We start from the raw sequence: 3,182 nt of genomic DNA on the forward strand, positions 1-3,182 counted from the left end.
ACGCTTGACAAATCGTTTTGTTCGTCAGCGCAGAAGAAAGAGTATGAAGCGTTTCGCTTATTTCGTCAACCCCTCAACCACTTCTTCTTTTCTCGCTTCACACCACATTTGCATGCGCCGTTTTGCGAGGAGGCGAACTATAGCAAAGCCTGGATTGAACTGACAAGCTTTATTTTCACATTAGCACTATCACACGATGAATATCGGGGAAGTTAAAAAAAGAGTAACCTTGGCTTACTACAAATCCTCGGGGTTGCCCATGAATCTCCGCGTCGCATTACTCGTCCTGGCTGACAAGCACAACCTGCCGTCAGATGCCGGCCGCCAACTCAAACAACTTGCGGCGCTGGACGCGCCACCGTCGTCGCTGCTGCGCCGCCTACCGTTCGGCCTGGCGGTGCTGGCGGCGGTGCTTGTCGGACTGGGCGTCCTGTTTTGGGTGGCGGCCAACTGGGACGCGCTTCCGCGCTACGCCCGCTTCATCCTGCTGCAGGCGATCATTCTAGCCACGCTCGTTGGCGCGTGGCGCTTCCCTCACGCACGCGTGCATCTGTCATTGTTGGGCTTTCTCGCGTGTGGCGGCCTGTTCGCCTACTTTGGTCAAACTTACCAGACCGGCGCCGATCCCTGGCAGTTGTTCGCGCTATGGGCGGCGCTCACATTGCCGCTCTGCCTGGGCGTGCGGCACGACGTGCTGTGGGTGCCATGGATGATCGTCGCGCTGACTGCGACACAGCTATTTTCGCAGGTGCGCACCGACCGCTGGTGGTGGGCGGCCGAGATTTCCCTGCAGAGCAGCCTGGGCTCTTGGGTGCCGGCGTTGGTGTTGGCGTTCCTGTTCAAGTTCGCGCCGCGCGCCTGGGTCGGCGCCGGGACTAATGCCGGCCGTTGGCCGATGCGATTGAGTATGATTTACGCGATCATCGGCCTGTCGACGATGTCCGTGCGCAGCCTGTTCTCCACCACCTACGATGGCCTTTACCCAATCTCGCTGCTGATCGTGCTCGCGCTGGGCTTTGCCTTTAGCCGGCGTGGGCTGTTCGATATTTTTGTTCTCAGCGCGCTCGGTCTCGGCGCGAATGTGCTGGCCGTGTGTGGCGTGGCACAACTTCTTCTCGGTGTGCGCGGGAATGAGATATTCGCGCTGTTGCTGATCGGCTGCGTCTCCGCCGCCATGCTGGCCGGCACCGTCAAACTGATCGTCTATCTTGCGCGCGCACAAACCGGGGAGCACATCTTATGAGCAAGCGCTTGCAAGACCTGATGCACGCGGCGACCGCCCAGGGCATTCTGCCGCGCGACACCGCTCCCAAAAAGCTGGCTCGGCCCTGGCCGGTGATCCTGATGACGGGGCTAGGCGCATGGCTGGCCGCCGTGCCGATGCTTGGCGTGCTGTTCCTGATATTTGGCAGCGCCCTCGAGAAGGGCGTGCTGTGCTACCTTTTTGGTGCTGCCTTGCTATATGGCGGGGTTCACGTTTTACGGTCTCGGACGGTGTCGCCGTTTATCGAGCAATTGGGTTTGCCGGTGCTCCTGGTAGGCGGTGCCCTGCTGGCGTTCGGGTCATTCCGCGACCTGCCTTATCAGGCGGCCGAAGCCTTGCTGCTCCTGGTCATCGTCGGTACCGCATGGTTGGTGCCGCAACATTGGCTGCGCGCACTCCTGGGTGCGCTCGCCGCCATCGTGTTCATCCTGATGAGCGGCGGAACCCTGGCTGCGCTGGTGCTGTGGCTGATCGCGGCATACGTTGCCGACACGCATGCGCCGTGGGGCCGGAGCGCGCGCAGGATGATACTGCTCGAGACCATGTCGAACGGCTGGATCTTGCTGACCCTGGCGGCACTGGCCTACGAGTCGGGGTCCTCCTTCCTTTCCCCCGCAGCGCTGGGGCATCTGCGCGCGGCGGGCGAGACGGCAGGGAACTCGCATTTGCTGGCCAAGGCGGTATCGAGCGCGCTGGCGATCGCCGGCGCGGCGTGGCTCGGGCGTTGCTGGTCAATGCTGCGCGCGCCGCGTTATGCGGCGGCGGCCGCAATCCTGGCCGTTATGTCCTGGTTGATACCCGGGCTGGGCGCTGCGTTGCTTGCACTGGCGGCGTGCGCCGGCAGCGGTCGCTGGCGCCTGGCGGTGGCCAGTGCGGTCGCGGCGTCATGGATCGTCGGCACCTTCTATTATCAGCTGGAGGTTCCGCTGGCGACCAAGGCGGCGATCATGGCGGCCATGGGGTTGGCGTTTGGCGTCATCGCGTGGTTGAGCTGGAACGCCAGCGCTGGCGAGCCCATCGATACGGCGGCGCCGGCGGCCCCAATTGTCACCAGCCCGGTACAGCGAGCGGGCATCGTCGCGTCGCTGGTGCTGACTTTGCTGGTGGCCAATGGGGCGATCTGGCAAAAAGAATCGCTGATCAGCACGGGCCGACCGGTATTTATTGAACTGGCGCCAGTCGATCCGCGCTCATTGATGCAGGGCGACTACATGGCGCTGAATTTCCAGCTGCCGGCGCTGGACAAAAAAGATACTCAAACCCTGCGTCGCGCCAAGGTCATCGCAAAAGTCGATGGCCGGGGCGTGGCGGTGATGCAGGGCTTGGCCGGCAACCGGGCGCTGGCGCCGGATGAGATCCTGATCGAATTGGTGGGGACCGCAAGCGGCCTGCGTCCCGCCACCAATGGCTGGTATTTCAAGGAGGGCGAAGCGCCGCGCTGGTCGCGGGCGAAGTACGGAGAATTCAGGATCGATGACAAGGGACGCGCGCTGCTGGTTAATCTGCGGGGTCCGGATCTGGAGCCGCTGTAACGCCGCCCAGAATGAAAAAAGCCCCACCAGCGTTGCGCGCTCGGTGGGGCTTTTAAGTATAACTAGCTTGACGATAACCTACTTTCACACTGGTTGCAGCACTATCATCGGCGCAGAGTCGTTTCACGGTCCTGTTCGGGATGGGAAGGGGTGGGACCGACTTGCTATGGTCATCAAGCATTGACCGGTACTACAGGCGTCACGTTTCCGCGCCGCTTAAAATCTTGGGATGAAAACACCCCCATCCGCACCGAACGCGATCTTGCGCATTCGGGCTAATGGGGGGTTTTCTATATAACTAGCCTGACGATAACCTACTTTCACACTGGTTGCAGCACTATCATCGGCGCAGAGTTGTTTCACGGTCCTGTTCGGGATGGGAAGGG

The 3,182-nt window shown here is 61.6% G+C and carries 3 protein-coding genes and 1 rRNA gene; 3 read left to right on the forward strand and 1 reads right to left on the reverse strand.

Annotated features, from left to right (window positions below; translation table 11 throughout):
* The 3 genes from JOD97_RS32410 to JOD97_RS32420 all read left to right on the forward strand — a co-directional run.
* A partial coding sequence (locus JOD97_RS32410; RefSeq protein WP_209726949.1) for a hypothetical protein occupies nt 1-216 on the forward strand: 216 nt, incomplete at its 5' end.
* A gap of 43 nt (nt 217-259) precedes the next feature.
* Entirely contained in the window at nt 260-1,243 is a 984-nt protein-coding gene (locus JOD97_RS32415) for a DUF2157 domain-containing protein (protein WP_209726951.1), read from the forward strand.
* Entirely contained in the window at nt 1,240-2,796 is a 1,557-nt protein-coding gene (locus JOD97_RS32420; RefSeq protein ID WP_209726953.1) for a GDYXXLXY domain-containing protein, read from the forward strand. Before JOD97_RS32415 ends, JOD97_RS32420 begins: the two co-directional genes overlap by 4 nt.
* A 65-nt stretch (nt 2,797-2,861) precedes the next feature.
* Here the strand turns inward: JOD97_RS32420 and rrf are convergent.
* A 5S ribosomal RNA gene (gene rrf, locus JOD97_RS32425) occupies nt 2,862-2,974 on the reverse strand.
* Between the last annotated feature and the right edge of the window lie 208 nt (nt 2,975-3,182).

The organism is Duganella sp. 1411, assembly GCF_017833525.1.
GTDB lineage: Bacteria > Pseudomonadota > Gammaproteobacteria > Burkholderiales > Burkholderiaceae_D > Rugamonas.

What these genes read in the sequence shown, in the direction of transcription:
- JOD97_RS32415 (WP_209726951.1), top strand. Translation starts at nt 260, where the DNA reads ATGAATCTCCGCGTCGCATTACTCGTCCTGGCTGACAAGCACAACCTG.
- JOD97_RS32420 (WP_209726953.1), top strand. Translation starts at nt 1,240, where the DNA reads ATGAGCAAGCGCTTGCAAGACCTGATGCACGCGGCGACCGCCCAGGGC.